Below are 15909 nucleotides of genomic sequence, written 5' to 3' on the forward strand. Positions count from 1 at the left end.
AACTATGGTTGAGTGCTATCGATTTTACCGATAAAACGGTAGCCTTCACCATGAATAGTGCTGATAAGCTCAGGTGTGTTACTGTCAGTTTCGAAGTGCTTACGAATACGACGGATAGTAACATCAACAGTACGGTCGTTTGCGCGTAGCTCACGGCCAGTCATGTGCTTGATAAGCTGTTCGCGGCTGAAAATCCTACCCGGAGAGTCAAGCATCAAGCGAAGGGCTCTATACTCACCTTTTGGAAGACGCTTAGATTCACCTGTTGGTGAAGTCAGACAGCGACTGTTTTCATCTAGTTCCCACCCGTTGAAAGTGATCACACCATTGCTGTCGATAGCCGACTCTTCTGGTGTTGAACCTGTTCGTGAGATTAAGTTACGTACACGAATTGTTAGCTCACGAGGGTTAAACGGTTTTGTGACATAGTCATCAGCACCGATCTCTAAACCTAAGATCCTATCGACATCGTTATCACGACCTGTTAAGAAAATTAAGCCTACATTTTTTTTCTGGCGTAACTCACGAGCCAAAATTAGGCCGTTTCTACCAGGAAGGTTTATATCCATGATTACACAGTTGACATCGTCGTTTGCTGTCAATTTTTCATGCATATCATCGCCATCAATGGCTTCAATTACCTTATGACCTTCGGCTTCAAATAAACTAACGAGGTTCAGTCGAGTTACGTCTTCATCCTCAACAATTAGAATGACTGGCGTTTGCATTATTAATTAACCTTTTCGGAATGTTTTATTTACAAAAACTTCGGTGTTATATAATAAAACCGAATGTTAACGATTATAGGAGTATATTCAATTGTTAACAAGTAAAATCAGTCAGGATAGAACTTAGAAACTGCGAGTAGTCTAGAGAGCACTTTAAAATTATGTTGTGCAACTTCTTGCCTGTTAATATATAACCGAATTTTACTCCCTTCTTGGACCAAGGAAGCAATCCCACCCCCTTCTAAAAATTCGATACTTTCGCCTACAGTCACCATGTTTAAGGTAATTGTATCGGTCCAAGTGGATAGTATATCATCTTCCATTGTTTCATCAATGTATGTGATATCGCAGCGCTTGGAAAGTTCCCTAAACGGGTCAGAAAGATTAACTTTTATTATATCTATCGGTTTACCACGTATTTTTAAGTTATTATTTTTATTTAAAATAGCTCCTGGTCCATGAGTTAAATCATAAAAGCAAAATCTGGTTACTTGTTTATTTTTTTGTTCTGGAAAATCGATTAACTTAGCCATTTGATATAAAAAAGCTGAACGAATTTCATGGGGAGATTTTGCATCAACATTTAAACTACAAAAAATAAAAATAAATGCAGCTATCAGGTACATTATTTTCATTAAATTACCCCTTTTAGAGGCAAAGTTATAATAAATTCCGTACCTTTTTTATTGTCATCTGAAAGAATTATAGTTCCACCTAAAGCTTGTGTGATCAAGTTATAAACTAGGTGCATGCCCAGACCACTGCCGCCCTCTCCACGCTTGGTGGTGACAAATGGATCGAAGATACGTTTTTTTACCGCATTTGATACGCCAACCCCATTATCTTGATAGATAATCTCTAAAGTTTGGCTATGTTGCTCAACCTGAATGTAAATTTGATTGTCTTTTAAATCCAAGAAACCATGAATGAGAGAATTAGACAAAAGCTGTTCAAACACCTGTTGAAGCAAGCCCGCTTTGGTTCTAACAGTCAATTTTTCTGAACAGGAGAGTTGCCAGGTCACGTTTTTAATATCTATTTCAGCACGCATGCTGCTTATGATAGCTTGGAATAGTTTGTTGATATTGACTTCTGAACTGACCTCTACGTCTTGGCTGACTGCAACCTTTTTAAAGCTTGAGATGAGTTCCGCTGCGCGATTTAAGTTGCGGTAAATTAAATCTAGATTTTCAATGCCATCATGAATAAAGCGTTCTAGCTGTTTTGATGTTAAGGTCTTTTGCTCAAAAGCTGCGTTTATGTCAGCAAGCTTATCTCGTAATAAAGTTGAGCCTGTGACTCCCAAGCCTATCGGCGTATTTACTTCATGAGCCACACCTGCGACCATTTGACCAAGCGAAGCCATCTTTTCATTTTCAACAATTTGATTTTGGTATTGATGCATTCGCTCCAATGTATTTAGAAGCTCCTGGTTTGCCTCTCTGAGCGCAATAGTTCGTTGATTTACCTTTTCTTCTAGGTTTTGATTGAGCTGTTTTATTTCAAGTTTGTCAGCTTGGTGGCGCGCAAGTTGGTTTTGCGTTCGCGCAAGCATAATATTGAGGTTATTTGCCAACATGTTAACCTCTTCAATATCACTTTTTGTCGCCCTTGCGGAGTAGTTATGGTTTTTAGAAACATCCTGCAGCATTATCGATAGAGAGTCTATTGGATTGGCAATGCGCTTTTGAATTGCTCTTGCAACGAACAATACCAGTATGAGCACGATAAGTGTCAATGCGATGTCGACTAGTATCTTTTGATTTATATATTGTGACAGGCGTTCCAAGCCGCCTCTAACGTATACATATCCCTCTACTTTCCCTTCGTATTCAACGGGAATGATCAGCTCGACATAATCTGTTGATACCTTCGGCTCTTTTAAAGTTTCAATTTCGTTTACTTTTAAGGGAACTGGCGGTGTTTTACTTGCATTGTAACTGGTAAAAAAGACCGGTTTGTTGGTCACATCATCAATCGCATAAATATGAATATTTTTAACCAGTTCGACTTTATTAAAAGATTTAAGACGTTTCTCTTCTGTTTTTCTATCATCAAAAATAAGGGTGATCTGGGCGTTAAAAGCGATAATCTCAGCAATCATTTGTAGTTTGTTTACAATGAGCTTTTTTTGCTCTTTAACATCTAGGTAGGTTGAAATAGATATGGAAAGTGAGAGCGACAAAGCTGTTACTAACATAACAGCACTTATCAAAACTTTTCTTATACTTGTTTTTGTTGTGTGTTTTCCCATTGTGCGCTCATAGGTGGACCTCTTAACAGCTAACCTTAGTTTAGCAGCTTAGTTAAGTAAGTTAACAAAAAAGCGGCAATTCCCTGCATCTAGCCGCCAGCAGCCATGTTGAAGCTGGCGAACGGTGTGAGATTTTAGGCTTTCTGTGCCTGATATACCGCGAATTTGCTATTTTTAACTTCTGTTTTAAAGTGCGTAAAGTGCTGCTCTATGATGGGCGGGTATTTCAAAAAGCTATTGGCAACGATCTGTAAGCAGGCGCCTTTTTTCATTATATGTTGCGCATTTGCTAAAAATGTCTCAGCGATGCTGTAGTCAGTGTTTAGGCCAGTATGAAATGGAGGGTTGCTGACAATCACATCAAATTTAGTTGTTACTTGCGTTAGTCCATCGCTCAGAATGAACTGTCCATTGTGGCCATTTAGTTTTAGGGTTTGCTCACTGGCATACAGTGCGAGTGCACTGACGTCTAGGCATTGCAAGGATAAATTAGGTTGCGCATTTAACATGAAGGTTGCTATCAATCCAGCGCCACAGCCAAAATCGAGCACATCCCCTTTGTTTGGTATTGTTAAATGGTTAAGCAGTAACTCTGTACCATTATCAAGCTTGCCATGATTAAAGACGCCAGGCACGCTGATAGCATCAAAGTTTTGTTCAGCTACCTTAACGTTAAAAGTATGGTGGTAATCGGCAATATCAAAGCCGTCTTCTAAAGTGAGCTCGTTGAATTCGTATAAGATACAATGTTTAGCACTGTCTAATTTATAACTAGCTTGCGCATAAGGCTTCAATTGCTTTTCAACCGATTTAACACCGCCTTTATTTTCTCCAACAACGAGTAACCGAGTCGCTTCCCCAAGGTTGGCTCTAATGTTCGTTAACATCATATTTGCCTCAGGTTTAGATTTCGGATAGTAATAAATTACTAAATCTAAGTTATCTATGTTAGGTAAGCTATGGTTAACAAAGCTAGTCACGTTTTGATATTTGGAGGCAGCAAGGTGGTCAGCGAAGTTATAGCTAAAAGCATAAATTTGCGCAGCCGGATTGACCTTAGCTAGTTCAGACAAAAAACCATCATCATTATGATTAATAACTAGAACTTTTTCGCCATGGAGTTCCTCTTCATTGCGAAGTAAAAGTAAGCTAGGGTTTGATAGTTTTTGCATGATATATCTCAGGTAGTTTTGTATCGATTATGAAGTGAAAGGGGCAATCAAAGCCCCTCGGGAGTCTTGTTAAACTGTGCGCTCAAACATTAGATCCCATACTCCGTGACCCAGTCGGTGGCCGCGCTGTTCAAATTTTGTAAGCGGTCTAAAGTCAGGTCTAGGTACATAGTCATTGTTTTCAGACTGGTTACTGTAACCTTCGGCTTGTTGCATGACTTCCAACATATGCTCTGCATAGTTTTCCCAATCAGTTGCCATATGAAAGACGCCGCCGACCTTTAATTTTGCTCTGATCTTTTGTGCAAATTCAGTTTGTACAATACGGCGCTTGTGGTGACGTTTTTTATGCCAAGGATCTGGGAAAAAGAGCTGTAACTTACTCAAGCTGCTATCAGGGATGCAATCGGCTAACACTTCTACTGCGTCGTGTTCAAATACACGTAAGTTCGTGAGGCTATGTTCATCGGCTTCCATCAGGCAAGCGCCAACGCCTGGGCGGTGAACTTCAATACCAATAAAGTTTTGGTCAGGGTTATTTTTAGCCATCTCAACCAGTGATTTACCCATACCAAAGCCAATTTCTACAACTACATCATTGTCGTTGCCAAATATTTCACTGAAGTTGAGTAGGCCTTGGCTGTGCTCAAGTCCAAGAGTTGGCCAGCACTTTTCTAGCGCTGCTGCTTGACCTTTAGTTAGGCGACCTTCACGTTTTACAAAGCTGCGCACTTTACGGATGTATTTACCTTCTTGCTCAGCCTGCACTAGTGCTTGTTTACTCGATTCGTTCATTGTCATCATCTGCGGTGTAAAAATTGGGCGCACATTATCCCTGTTCACGCGGATAAGTACAAGAGCTTGACGTTTTTAAAAACCTTCTTACACTACTGGCGCGTGAAGCAAGTAGATTGAGAATAAAGATGCCCGTTGACCGTCAAACAGCAAATTGGTTTGCAACACAAGTTGTAGATTGGTACCACGTCCATGGCAGAAAAACATTGCCGTGGCAAATAGATAAAACCCCTTATAAAGTATGGGTGTCTGAAGTTATGTTACAGCAAACACAGGTTGTAACCGTGATCCCCTATTTTGAACGTTTTATGTCAAGGTTTCCGACAGTGATTGACTTGGCTGATGCGGATGAGGATGAAGTGTTGCACCATTGGACTGGCCTGGGGTACTACGCGAGAGCTAGAAACTTACATAAAACAGCGAAAATTATTCGCGATAAATATCAGGGTACGTTTCCTGAGACTTTTGAGCAAGTTGTAGACTTGCCAGGTATTGGGCGCTCAACTGCAGGGGCCATACTGTCACTTGCTCTGGGGCAGCATCACTCTATATTAGATGGCAATGTCAAAAGGGTATTGGCACGTTTTTTTATGGTAGAAGGTTGGTACGGGGTTAAGAAGGTTGAGAACCACCTATGGGATCTGACTAACGCGGTGACACCCTCTGGTGATGTTCGTGAGTTTAACCAAGCAATGATGGACTTGGGAGCAAGCCTTTGCTCTCGTTCTAGATTTCAATGTGAGCCGTGTCCGCTGGTCGATAAGTGCATGGCTCATAAGAGCAATAGGGTAAAAGAGTTTCCTAATTCCAAGCCCAAAAAAGAGAAACCTAAAAAAACAGCTTATCATTTGATGGTCAAAGTCGGTGATAAAGTTTTGATGGAAAAGCGTCCCAACAGTGGTATTTGGGGTGGGTTATTTGGGTTCTTTGAATTTAGTGATTTAACCGAGTTGGAGGCGTTTTTAATTCAGCAAGGAATTGATGTGACAACGCGTACTTTGGAATCATTTGTTCATATTTTTACTCACTTTGAGCTAACAATACACCCTATTTGTGTTGAGGTTCAACAAATTCCTGATTGTGTCCATGACAATCAATTGCTTTGGTATGATGTTAATCACCCTCCTGAGGTCGGACTGGCGGCACCAACGAAAAAGTTAGTTAAAGTATTAAAGGCAATGGGGTAAACTGTTCTCATCAAAAAGATAGAGAATAGGTGAGAAAATGGCACGTACAGTTTTTTGTCAGAAATTAAACAAAGAAGCGCCAGGCTTGGATTTTCAATTATATCCAGGAGAAGTGGGCGAGCGTATCTTCAATAATATTTCTAAAGAAGCTTGGCAGCAGTGGCAACACAAGCAGACAATGCTAATTAATGAAAAGCACTTAAATATGATGGACCCTGATCACCGCCAACTGTTAGAAGAGCAAATGGTCGGCTTTTTGTTTGAAAATAAAGAAGTTGAAATTGAAGGTTATAGACCTCCAGAGAAATAAAAAAAGCTGCCTCGGCAGCTTTTTTTATTTTGTGATTAATATTCTCTGTCTACAGAAAGCTTTGCTAATGCAATGAGCGCATCTTTAAACTGAGAGTCTGCTAAAACGTTTAGTTGTGCTATTGCTTTTTCTGACTCTTGTTGTGCTCTTGACATGGTTTTTTGTAGCGCTTGAGTTTCTTCAAGAGTTTGCAAGATATCAGGTAAATTATCGATGCCATTTCCTGACTCAATCGCTTCTCGGATCTGAGCTACCTGTGCTTCTGAGCCTGACTTCATGGCATAAATAAGCGGGAGTGTCGGTTTACCTTCTGCCAAATCGTCACCAATATTTTTGCCTAGTTGCTCAGCGTTTGCGCTATAGTCCAGTATGTCATCAACTAATTGAAATGCAGTGCCTAAATGCATCCCATACAGCTTTAAAGCATCTTTGACAGATTGCGGCTGTTCGGAGATAACTGCGGGTAACATGGTTGCTGCTTCGAATAATTTAGCCGTTTTACTATAAATCACCTGCATATAGCTTTGCTCTGTGGTGTCCGGGTCGTTGCAATTCATTAATTGCAGTACCTCACCTTCAGCAATAATATTGGTCGCATCTGCCAATATTTGCATTACTTCCATATTGTTAAGGCCAACCATTAACTGGAAGGAGCGCGTATATATAAAGTCTCCAACAAGTACACTTGCAGCGTTACCAAATTCGGCGTTTGCTGTTGGCTCACCACGTCTTAGGTTTGATTCATCTACGACGTCATCGTGTAACAGAGTTGCAGTATGGATAAACTCAATGATGGTAGCTAAAGTAATATGCTTATTCTGGGCTTCTGCTTCTAGTGCTTTTGCAACCAATAAAGTCAACATTGGTCTAATGCGTTTTCCACCGCTATTAACAATGTAAAGACCCAATTGATTTACTAACGCAACATCAGACTGCATTTGTTCGAAAATAAGTTGATTCACAGAGAGCATATCCTGCTCAATCAGTGATTGGATAGTCTTAATATCCATAGTATACCGTGCTAAAGCCCCAGTTAGAGATAAACGCCGCAGATTGTACATTAAAATTTCAGTCGACTCGAATTTTATGCGTATTGATAGGTAAAAAAATAGATGGCGGTTTAAATATTGGGCATTTTTGAGTTTGTTATATGTACGGATATGATCTGTCAAGTATTTTGATTGAAAGTTTTTGCAGAAAAAAATAGTTTAGCAACGCAAACTTTTTAGCTAGAATAGGCAAAAATGAATTAATGCTCTCAAACAAGTCAATTTTTATTCATTATTTTGTCTTTAGGGTATTGCGTGCAGTTCGACATTAGCGTAAACTTCGCGCCCTATTGAAGAATATTAAGTTGCGTCGATTTGAGGGCGCACAACGGAGTTAATTATGTACGCGGTTTTCCAAAGTGGTGGTAAACAGCACCGTGTGACTGAAGGTCAAACAATTCGTCTAGAAAAATTAGACGTTGAGACTGGTGCATCAATTGAATTTGATTCAGTACTTCTAGTTGCTGATGGTGAGAAGATCGAGATCGGTGCACCATTCGTAAATGGCGGTAAGGTAACAGCTGAAGTTGTTTCTCACGGTCGTGGCGAGAAAATTAAGATTGTTAAGTTCAGACGTCGTAAGCATTCTCGTAAGCAGATGGGCCACCGTCAGTGGTTCACTGAAGTTAAAATCACTGGCATTAGCGCTTAATTTTTAGAGGTACAGAAAGATGGCACATAAGAAGGCAGCTGGTAGTACTCGTAACGGTCGCGATTCAGAAAGTAAACGCCTAGGTGTTAAGCGTTTTGGTGGCGAATCAGTTCTAGCGGGTAACATCATCGTTCGTCAACGTGGTACTAGATTCCACGCTGGTTCTAACGCAGGTATCGGTAAAGACCACACTATCTTTGCAAAAGCAGATGGTAAAGTAGTTTTCGAAACTAAAGGTCCTTTAAACCGTAAATACGTTAGCATCGTTGCTGAGTAATCGGTAAAGATTTATAAAAACCCCGCTTAGGCGGGGTTTTTTGTTTTTATAGCTATATTTTATTTATCAGCAGCTAAGCGTACCTTGCTATAATAGCTGTTGCTATTCCAATCCAGTAAGAGAGTAACCATGAAGTTTGTCGATGAAGTAGAGATCCGTGCTGAAGCCGGTGATGGCGGAAGCGGTGTCGTTTCGTTCCGTCGAGAGAAGTTTGTCCCAGATGGTGGTCCAGATGGCGGTGATGGTGGCGACGGCGGCAGTGTATTTTTAGAAGCCGATGAAAACCTCAATACTTTAATTGACTACCAGTTTGAGCGATTCCACCGCGCAGAGCGTGGCACAAATGGCCAAGGTCGTAATTGTACTGGTAAAAAAGGCACTGATTTAGTATTGAAAGTGCCAGTGGGTACTCGAGTTACTGATGTGGACACGCAAGAAAGCTTAGGTGATTTAACTCGCCATGGACAAAAGTTGCTTGTTGCTAAAGGTGGCTATCATGGTCTGGGTAATACGCGCTTCAAATCAAGTACGAACCGAGCTCCAAGACAAAAAACATTGGGCACACCAGGCGAAGTAAGAAACCTAAAACTTGAGCTAATGCTGTTAGCTGATGTTGGACTACTTGGTTTACCAAACGCGGGTAAATCAACTTTTATCCGAAGCGTATCTGCGGCTAAACCAAAAGTTGCTGATTATCCATTTACGACGTTAGTTCCTAACCTTGGTGTTGTGAGACCTGAAGCAAATAAATCGTTTGTTATTGCTGATATTCCGGGATTGATCGAGGGGGCTTCAGATGGGGCTGGTTTGGGTATTCGCTTCTTAAAACACTTGGAGCGTTGTAGAGTCTTATTACACGTTGTAGATGTGATGCCAATAGATGGAACTGACCCTGTTGATAATGCATTTGCGATTATTAATGAGCTGCATCAGTATAGTCCTAAGCTTGCAGAAAAGCCTCGCTGGTTAGTACTTAACAAAATTGACTTACTAGCTGAAGATGAGTTGGAAGATGTGTGTGAACGCATCGCTCAAGAGCTTGATGCAAAGGAAGTTTACCGTATTTCTGCGGCAAATAAATTTAACACTCAGCAATTGTGTTACGATATTCAAGGCTTGTTGGATACCTTACCAAGAGATAAATTTGATGAGGAACAGCAAGAAGAAGTTGAGTTCAAGTGGGATACTTATCATCGTCAGGCAACTCAAGAGAATGATGACTGGGATGACTGGGATGAAGATGACTACGATGTAGAAGTTATCTACGAAAGATAATAAAGGGCCGTTTGGCCCTTTTTTAATACAAAATCATTATTGGAGTATATTGTGGTTATATCAATGATAGCGGCTATGGCAAAGGATCGAATAATAGGTGATGACAATAAAATGCCTTGGCATCTACCAGCAGATCTGCAGCACTTTAAAAAAATTACGTTAGGTAAACCTGTGATTATGGGGCGTAAGACATTTGAATCGATTGGTCGCCCGTTGCCTGGCAGAAGAAATATTGTGATTACCAGAAATGCTCAGTATCAAGCTGAAGGGATAGAAACTGCATCTTCTACTGAAGAAGCTCTTGCTTTGGTAGATAAAATAGACGAGGTTATGATCATTGGAGGTGGAAATATTTACAAACAGTTTCTACCATTATGTACAAAGCTGTATTTGACATACATAGATTTGGATGTTGAGGGAGACACTCGATTTCCTGATCACACCTCTTCGGGCAGTTGGGTAGAAGCCGAATGTGAAGTCCACGAGCCAGATGATAGAAATAAATATCGTTATAAGTTCGTAACTTTGAATAAAGGATTATGACTTTGTTGCTAACAGTTGTGTGTGTTGCTACAATAGTGTTTGTCCTTATGTAATAAAAAAGTGCTAGGTGAATTGGCAATGAAATTTGTACCTGTTTTGTTAAGTGTTTGTATTGGTTTGGGCGCGTTTTCTTTTAGTTCTGAGACTAAAGCTAACGATCAATTGGCTGTTACATTATGCGAGTACATCGCTGTTGATGACAAAGGCCGAGTTCGTAAAGCGTTAAAAAGTTCACGTGTGAAAGTGCGTAACATATTTGGTTCAATCCAATGTAACGGAAATAACATTCTTCGCCACGCAATTGCAAGTAATGCTGTTGAGACTGGCAAGCTAATTGTTAAAGGTTTACCGAAAAGCGCGCTTTCAGACGGTGCTGACATTGCTTGGGCTGAAAGCAATGGACATGGTGCTTCACCGCTCATTGCAGAAATTAAGAAAAGAGCAGGTTTATAATTTAACACTTGTTCTTACTTTAAAAAGCTCCCACTTTGGGGGCTTTTTTAGTATTTGTACACCTCCTCAAATTCATGTTCTATGCGTGTTGAATACTGCGGTTGTAATATGACCTAAATCAAATAGATAACTACATGATGACATTTTTCTTAAATTAGGCCTTGAGAATTGGAAGGTCTGCTCCAATACTTATTTGTAGGGTAAATAAAAAAAGGAAGATCCTATGAAGATTAATCTTTCTGGTCATCACGTTGATATGACAGATGCAGTGAAACAACACGTACAAGAAAAATTTTCAAAAATTGCCAATCATTTTCCTTCGTTGTTGTCACTAGATATTATAATCAGCAAAGAGCATAAAAAGTTTTATACGGAAATAAGTACAAACTATGCTGGGTCACGCATTTCAGTAAAGGGTGAAAATGACGTGATGTATCCAGCCATTGCTAATGCCGCAAAAAAATTGGATGCATCATTGAAGCATAGGAAAGGACAATTGAAAGCAAACAAACATGAAAAACCGGTGAGCACAACACCACCAATCGCACATGAAATAATACAAGAAATGAACTTGAACTGATTTAAAGGGGGCAGTAAAGCCCCTTTTTTACAATAGCAATTTGATAGATTTTTATTTTACTTTAGACATTTCACACAATTGCTATGTAAGATAGAATTGAACTTTACCTTAAAAAATATAATTCGATAGCGAACACATATGAAAGCAGTTATACCTGTTGCGGGTTTGGGGACTCGCATGTTGCCAGCAACAAAAGCAATCCCAAAGGAAATGTTACCGGTTGTAGATAAGCCGCTTATTCAATATATCGTCAAGGAGTGTGTATCTGCTGGTGTAAAAGAAATTGTATTGGTAACTCACTCTTCTAAGAATGCAATTGAAAACCACTTTGATACAAGCTTTGAGTTAGAAGCTACGCTAGAGAAGCGTGTGAAGAGAAAACTATTAGACGAAATCCGTTCGATTTGCCCTGAAGACGTCACAATAATGCATGTAAGACAAGGTGAAGCCAAAGGGCTTGGACATGCGGTCTTGTGTGCAAAACCAATCGTTGGAGATGATGATTTCATTGTTGTGCTTCCTGATGTCATTTTAGACGAATATAGTGCCGATCAGCGAATCGAGAATTTAGCTGCTATGGTTAAGCGCTTTCAAGAAAATGGCAGTAGTCAAATTATGTTGGAGCCAGTACCTCATGAAGATGTCAGCAAGTACGGTATCGCTGATATTAATGGCGTAGATTTATCGCCTGGGCAAAGTACTGCTATCAAATCAATGGTTGAGAAGCCTAGTCAAGAAGAAGCACCATCAAACTTAGCTGTAGTTGGCCGTTATGTCCTATCAAGTAAAATCTGGCCATTATTGAAGAGGACACCTGTAGGAGCTGGGAGTGAGATCCAGCTTACAGATGCCATCGATATGTTAATGGAAACAGACACAGTTGAGGCCTTTCATATGAGTGGCATATCTCATGATTGTGGCGATAAGCTAGGCTATCTGAAGGCGATTGTTCAGTATGCTATGAAAGATGAAACGCTTGGTGATGAATTCACTCAGTACATCAAATCATTATAAATGATTAAGTAAGCAGGCTCTTATAGAGTCTGCTTAAGACTAAACTTTGCAGATTAGTGGCGTTCGGTAAACCTTCTCCAAGTTATGTTGCTGTTTAACACTCTGACAGGTTTTACTACTCTGGCTAACAAGTCTATATTCGGAGCATCAACGACATCCCCATTTTCTTTCAAACCAAGTAAATAGCTCATAGCAGAGCGATTTCCCAGTTGGATCGCAGAAATATATATCTGCTGCTCAAAGTTCAACCTTAAGCTACTAATTGCAGTTTTTAGACCTTGTTGATCAATATTTGGTAGACCGCATTTTTGCAAGTAACCTAAACGCTCACCTTCCCCTGAAAACCAGATCCGTACTTTTTCACTGTAACGATTCGATTTAGATGGCAGATCGAAGAGTAACCTATCATGCCCTAACTCTTTAACAAGTTGGATGTAGTGCTCTAATCCTGCATGCCATAACGCACTATGGATTGGGACTACTCTAGGCTGGATCTTTCCATGTGTATGAAATTTAAAAGTGTGAATTGACTCTATGGTGCCTATGTCACTCAAAGTGAGATTACCTAGTTCGTCGCTATAAGCACCAGTATAGTAGGCGAGTAACGGAAGCCAAAAATGCCAATGCTTAGGCTGTTCTCGTTTGAGCTTTTCGTCGCCGTAAATATAGCCATTAAATAGACTATATAGTTCCATGTGGGTAAAGGCGCGTCTGCCAAACTGAGATTTCATAAGTCAGTGCTTTAGCTAATAAATATTTGGTAGACAAGTCTATAGCGTTTAATTGTAATGTGAAAGGACTATAAAAATTATTTGTAAATCGTTCTGTAGTAGTGGGTTACTACCACAGTTACCTATCTATTCTGTACAATTTTCTAAGTAAGTAAGGCAGGATATTCGCAATAATGAAGCGAGATTAGTTACTTTCCCATGTCTTTCAATAGATTCCTGATACAAGGTGGAAATAAACTGGGCAAGTGTGGTGTGCTCTTGTGCGGCGATTTTTTCGAGTATCCGCCAGACCTTATTTTCAAGCGCTAAACTCGTGACAACCCCCTGTATACGAATAGACTTTTTAGTGACTTGATATAATTCAGGCGTCTGAGATGCGTATAGTTCACACATATAGGAAGCTCCTATGGCTAAAATGATACATTCAATGATCCGAGTACAAGACTTATCAAAATCTGTGCAATTCTATCACGAACTTTTTGATTTAGAGGTAAAAAGGCAGGTAGATTTTGATGGCTTTTCGCTTACTTATCTGGCTAATGAAGAGACTAGTTTTGAGCTTGAGCTAACACATAATTATGATAACGAAAAAGCATATGAACTGGGTAATGGCTATGGTCATTTGGCTTTTAGTTCTGAGGATATTGAGACAATATGGCGCATCGCAAGTTTACATAACTACGACCCTTCTGATATTAAATCATTGCGTCATAAAGATACACTAGTGGCACGATTCTTTTTTGTTGCAGATCCCGATGGTTATCAAGTCGAAGTCATTGAAAAAAGCGAAGTATATTTTTAAGCCATTGCGAATTCGCCTCGATTACCCATCCAGCGCAGGATCAAGGGGTCTACAGAGTCTTGGTATTGATTGAGTAATGAAAATGCAAGCGCGCGAATACTAGGGAGCATATGCTTATCACGAGTTAAATCTGCAATTTTAAGATCAACAAGTCCTGTTTGCTTGGTACCAAGTACTTCACCAGGCCCTCTTATTTCTAAATCCTTTTCAGCAATGACAAACCCATCATTGCTATCTCTGAGCACGCCCAGCCTTTTCTGTGCTGTATTAGACAGTGGCGCGTGATAGAGTAATAAGCAATGAGAGGCAATATCGCCACGTCCGACCCGACCTCTAAGTTGGTGCAGTTGAGCAAGTCCAAGGCGCTCTGGGTTTTCAATAATTATTAGGCTGGCATTTGGGACATCAACACCCACTTCTATCACGGTTGTTGCAACGAGTACGTGATACGTGCCAGCTTTAAAGTCCGCCATGATTTGTTGTTTTTCTTGTGCTTTCATACGGCCGTGGATGAGTGCTATTTTCAGCTCTGGTAATAACTTGGTCAGCTGCTCAGCTGTATCTTCAGCGGCTTGACATTGCAGTACTTCAGATTCATCAATGAGTGTGCATACCCAATAAACTTGCCTATTTTGTTCGATACATGCGCTTTTGACGCGTTTTATAACTTCATCACGACGGGTATCAGGCACTGCTACAGTTGTGATAGGGGTTCTACCTGGCGGCAGTTCATCTATGATTGAAGTTTCCAAGTCTGCATACGCAGTCATAGCTAGGGTACGGGGAATAGGCGTCGCAGTCATCACCAGTTGGTGTGGATAGCAATCGCCAAATTTACCTTTTTCTCTGAGTGATAGACGTTGATGTACACCAAATCTGTGCTGTTCATCAATAATGATAAGCGCAAGATTAGAGAATATCACCTGTTCTTGAAATAGGGCGTGTGTGCCTACCACCATTTGAGCTTGTCCAGAGGCGATTTTTTCAAGTGTTTCTTTGCGTTCTTTCCCTTTGGTTTTCCCACCTAGCCAGCATGTATCAATTCCTAATGCAGTAAACCAGTTCGTGAAGTTGAGCGCGTGTTGCTCTGATAGGATCTCTGTAGGTGCCATCAATGCAACTTGATAGCCTTTTGATATTGCAGTTAATGCACTAAGCGCTGCGACTAAGGTTTTACCTGAACCTACATCACCCTGTACTAGACGAAGCATCGGTTCTGGCTTTTGTAAGTCCTGTTTTATTTCACTGACAACTCTGCTTTGCGCATTGGTTGGCTTAAATGGAAGTTGGGCCAAAAACTCAGTTTCTAATGGATTACTAGGTGGCAGTGCAATTGCTTTGACGGCTTGGCTTTTTTTTCTGAGCTTTAATAAGCTTAAGTTTTGTGCCAGTAGCTCTTCAAAAGCAAGACGCTGCTGTGCAGGGTGCTGCCCTAATTCCAATTGGCTTAAATCTACGTCATGTGAAGGCGAGTGTAATAACAGTAGCGCTTCTTTGAGGCTTAATTGATTCGGTCTGAATTGAGCTGGTAAATGGTCTTCTATATCGTATTTTTGCAGTAACTTTACTGCTTGCTCTGCAATTGCTCGTATGCTGAGCTGCTTAAGCCCTTCGGTCGTAGGATAGACTGGGGTGAGTGTGTCATCGGCTGCGTTATTATCTTGCAGCGTATCCTTGATACTATATTCGGGGTGTGCCATTTCAAGGCCAACTCGACCACGGCGAGCCTCACCAAAGCAGCGCATGATTTTACCAGGTTGCATGGCATTTTTTTGTGCCGCGGAGAAATTGAAAAAGCGCAGAGTGAGCCTGCCTGTACCATCGTTAATTTGGCACACAAGCATACGGCGTTTACCAAAAGTGATGTTTGCCTGCTCAATCTCTCCTTCTACACTGACGTGCATATGCGGCATTAATGTCGCGATGGAATAAGTTTTTGCTCTATCTTCGTATCGTAATGGCAAGTGAAATAACATATCTTGAACACTTGCTATACCTAATTTAGCTAACTTCTCAGCAGCTTTAGGACCAACACCTTTTAGATCTGTAATGGGGTAATTAGCTAAATTAGGAGCAGACATGAGTTT

At 40.5% G+C, this 15909-nt stretch carries 19 protein-coding genes; 10 read left to right on the plus strand and 9 right to left on the minus strand.

The features are described 5' to 3' along the window. Positions 1 to 2 precede the first annotated feature (2 nt). The 5 genes from arcA to trmB form a co-directional block, all read right to left on the minus strand. The gene (arcA, locus tag L1077_RS11425; protein WP_063361069.1) at positions 3 to 728 is read right to left on the minus strand and encodes a two-component system response regulator ArcA; all 726 of its coding nucleotides are present in this window, start codon (positions 726 to 728) and stop codon (positions 3 to 5) included. Between the two features lie 107 nt (positions 729 to 835). Next, positions 836 to 1363, minus strand: coding sequence for a YfiR family protein (locus L1077_RS11430; protein ID WP_237136968.1), 528 nt, complete (start codon positions 1361 to 1363; stop codon positions 836 to 838). Further along, positions 1363 to 2982, minus strand: coding sequence for a sensor histidine kinase (locus L1077_RS11435; protein ID WP_237136969.1), 1620 nt, complete (start codon positions 2980 to 2982; stop codon positions 1363 to 1365). The genes L1077_RS11430 and L1077_RS11435 overlap by 1 nt, the downstream gene beginning before the upstream one ends. Positions 2983 to 3116: 134 nt before the next feature. Beyond that, on the minus strand, positions 3117 to 4154 hold the full coding sequence (locus L1077_RS11440) for a methyltransferase (protein ID WP_237136970.1): 1038 nt from the start codon (positions 4152 to 4154) through the stop codon (positions 3117 to 3119). 69 nt (positions 4155 to 4223) lie between these two features. Beyond that, positions 4224 to 4949, minus strand: a complete 726-nt coding sequence (gene trmB / locus L1077_RS11445) for a tRNA (guanosine(46)-N7)-methyltransferase TrmB (protein ID WP_237137056.1) — start codon at positions 4947 to 4949, stop codon at positions 4224 to 4226. A 128-nt stretch (positions 4950 to 5077) separates the two neighbouring features. Here trmB and mutY point away from each other — a divergent pair, with 128 nt between their 5' ends. Both mutY and L1077_RS11455 read left to right on the plus strand, forming a co-directional pair. Continuing rightward, the gene (gene mutY, locus L1077_RS11450; protein WP_237137057.1) at positions 5078 to 6136 is read left to right on the plus strand and encodes an A/G-specific adenine glycosylase; all 1059 of its coding nucleotides are present in this window, start codon (positions 5078 to 5080) and stop codon (positions 6134 to 6136) included. A gap of 37 nt (positions 6137 to 6173) precedes the next feature. Then, the gene (locus L1077_RS11455; RefSeq protein WP_046356858.1) at positions 6174 to 6446 is read left to right on the plus strand and encodes an oxidative damage protection protein; all 273 of its coding nucleotides are present in this window, start codon (positions 6174 to 6176) and stop codon (positions 6444 to 6446) included. A 35-nt stretch (positions 6447 to 6481) separates the two neighbouring features. Here L1077_RS11455 and ispB read toward each other — a convergent pair whose 3' ends face one another. Then, entirely contained in the window at positions 6482 to 7456 is a 975-nt protein-coding gene (ispB, locus tag L1077_RS11460) for an octaprenyl diphosphate synthase (RefSeq protein ID WP_237136971.1), read from the minus strand. A gap of 379 nt (positions 7457 to 7835) precedes the next feature. On the opposite strand from ispB, the gene rplU reads away from it, so the two are divergent. From rplU to galU, 7 genes are all read left to right on the plus strand, one after another. Further along, on the plus strand, positions 7836 to 8147 hold the full coding sequence (gene rplU / locus L1077_RS11465; RefSeq protein WP_023399739.1) for a 50S ribosomal protein L21: 312 nt from the start codon (positions 7836 to 7838) through the stop codon (positions 8145 to 8147). A gap of 19 nt (positions 8148 to 8166) precedes the next feature. Beyond that, complete coding sequence (gene rpmA / locus L1077_RS11470; protein ID WP_063361063.1) at positions 8167 to 8424, plus strand: 50S ribosomal protein L27; 258 nt, start codon at positions 8167 to 8169, stop codon at positions 8422 to 8424. Positions 8425 to 8553: 129 nt separating this feature from the next. Then, positions 8554 to 9699 carry an Obg family GTPase CgtA gene (cgtA, locus tag L1077_RS11475; RefSeq protein WP_237136972.1) on the plus strand — a complete coding sequence of 382 codons (1146 nt, stop codon included), beginning with the start codon at positions 8554 to 8556 and terminating at the stop codon, positions 9697 to 9699. 51 nt (positions 9700 to 9750) lie between these two features. Then, positions 9751 to 10242 (plus strand): type 3 dihydrofolate reductase, encoded by a 492-nt coding sequence (folA, locus tag L1077_RS11480; RefSeq protein WP_237136973.1) that lies wholly within the window; start codon positions 9751 to 9753, stop codon positions 10240 to 10242. 78 nt (positions 10243 to 10320) lie between these two features. Continuing rightward, a complete protein-coding gene (locus L1077_RS11485; protein WP_237136974.1) occupies positions 10321 to 10695 on the plus strand; it encodes a DUF3718 domain-containing protein in 375 nt (124 codons plus the stop codon). Between the two features lie 223 nt (positions 10696 to 10918). After that, on the plus strand, positions 10919 to 11275 hold the full coding sequence (gene hpf / locus L1077_RS11490; RefSeq protein WP_063361059.1) for a ribosome hibernation-promoting factor, HPF/YfiA family: 357 nt from the start codon (positions 10919 to 10921) through the stop codon (positions 11273 to 11275). A 138-nt stretch (positions 11276 to 11413) separates the two neighbouring features. Beyond that, entirely contained in the window at positions 11414 to 12289 is an 876-nt protein-coding gene (gene galU / locus L1077_RS11495) for a UTP--glucose-1-phosphate uridylyltransferase GalU (protein WP_237136975.1), read from the plus strand. 53 nt (positions 12290 to 12342) lie between these two features. On the opposite strand, the gene L1077_RS11500 is transcribed toward galU, so the two are convergent. Both L1077_RS11500 and L1077_RS11505 read right to left on the minus strand, forming a co-directional pair. Then, positions 12343 to 13020, minus strand: coding sequence for a hypothetical protein (locus L1077_RS11500; protein ID WP_237136976.1), 678 nt, complete (start codon positions 13018 to 13020; stop codon positions 12343 to 12345). Positions 13021 to 13146: 126 nt separating this feature from the next. Next, a complete protein-coding gene (locus tag L1077_RS11505) occupies positions 13147 to 13413 on the minus strand; it encodes a ribbon-helix-helix domain-containing protein (RefSeq protein WP_237136977.1) in 267 nt (88 codons plus the stop codon). 13 nt (positions 13414 to 13426) lie between these two features. On the opposite strand from L1077_RS11505, the gene L1077_RS11510 reads away from it, so the two are divergent. Next, positions 13427 to 13822 carry a VOC family protein gene (locus tag L1077_RS11510; protein ID WP_237136978.1) on the plus strand — a complete coding sequence of 132 codons (396 nt, stop codon included), beginning with the start codon at positions 13427 to 13429 and terminating at the stop codon, positions 13820 to 13822. Here L1077_RS11510 and recG read toward each other — a convergent pair. After that, on the minus strand, positions 13819 to 15903 hold the full coding sequence (recG, locus tag L1077_RS11515) for an ATP-dependent DNA helicase RecG (protein WP_237136979.1): 2085 nt from the start codon (positions 15901 to 15903) through the stop codon (positions 13819 to 13821). The genes L1077_RS11510 and recG overlap by 4 nt on opposite strands. Positions 15904 to 15909: the final 6 nt, after the last annotated feature.

Source organism: Pseudoalteromonas luteoviolacea (assembly GCF_021654285.1).
Lineage (GTDB): Bacteria > Pseudomonadota > Gammaproteobacteria > Enterobacterales > Alteromonadaceae > Pseudoalteromonas > Pseudoalteromonas luteoviolacea_J.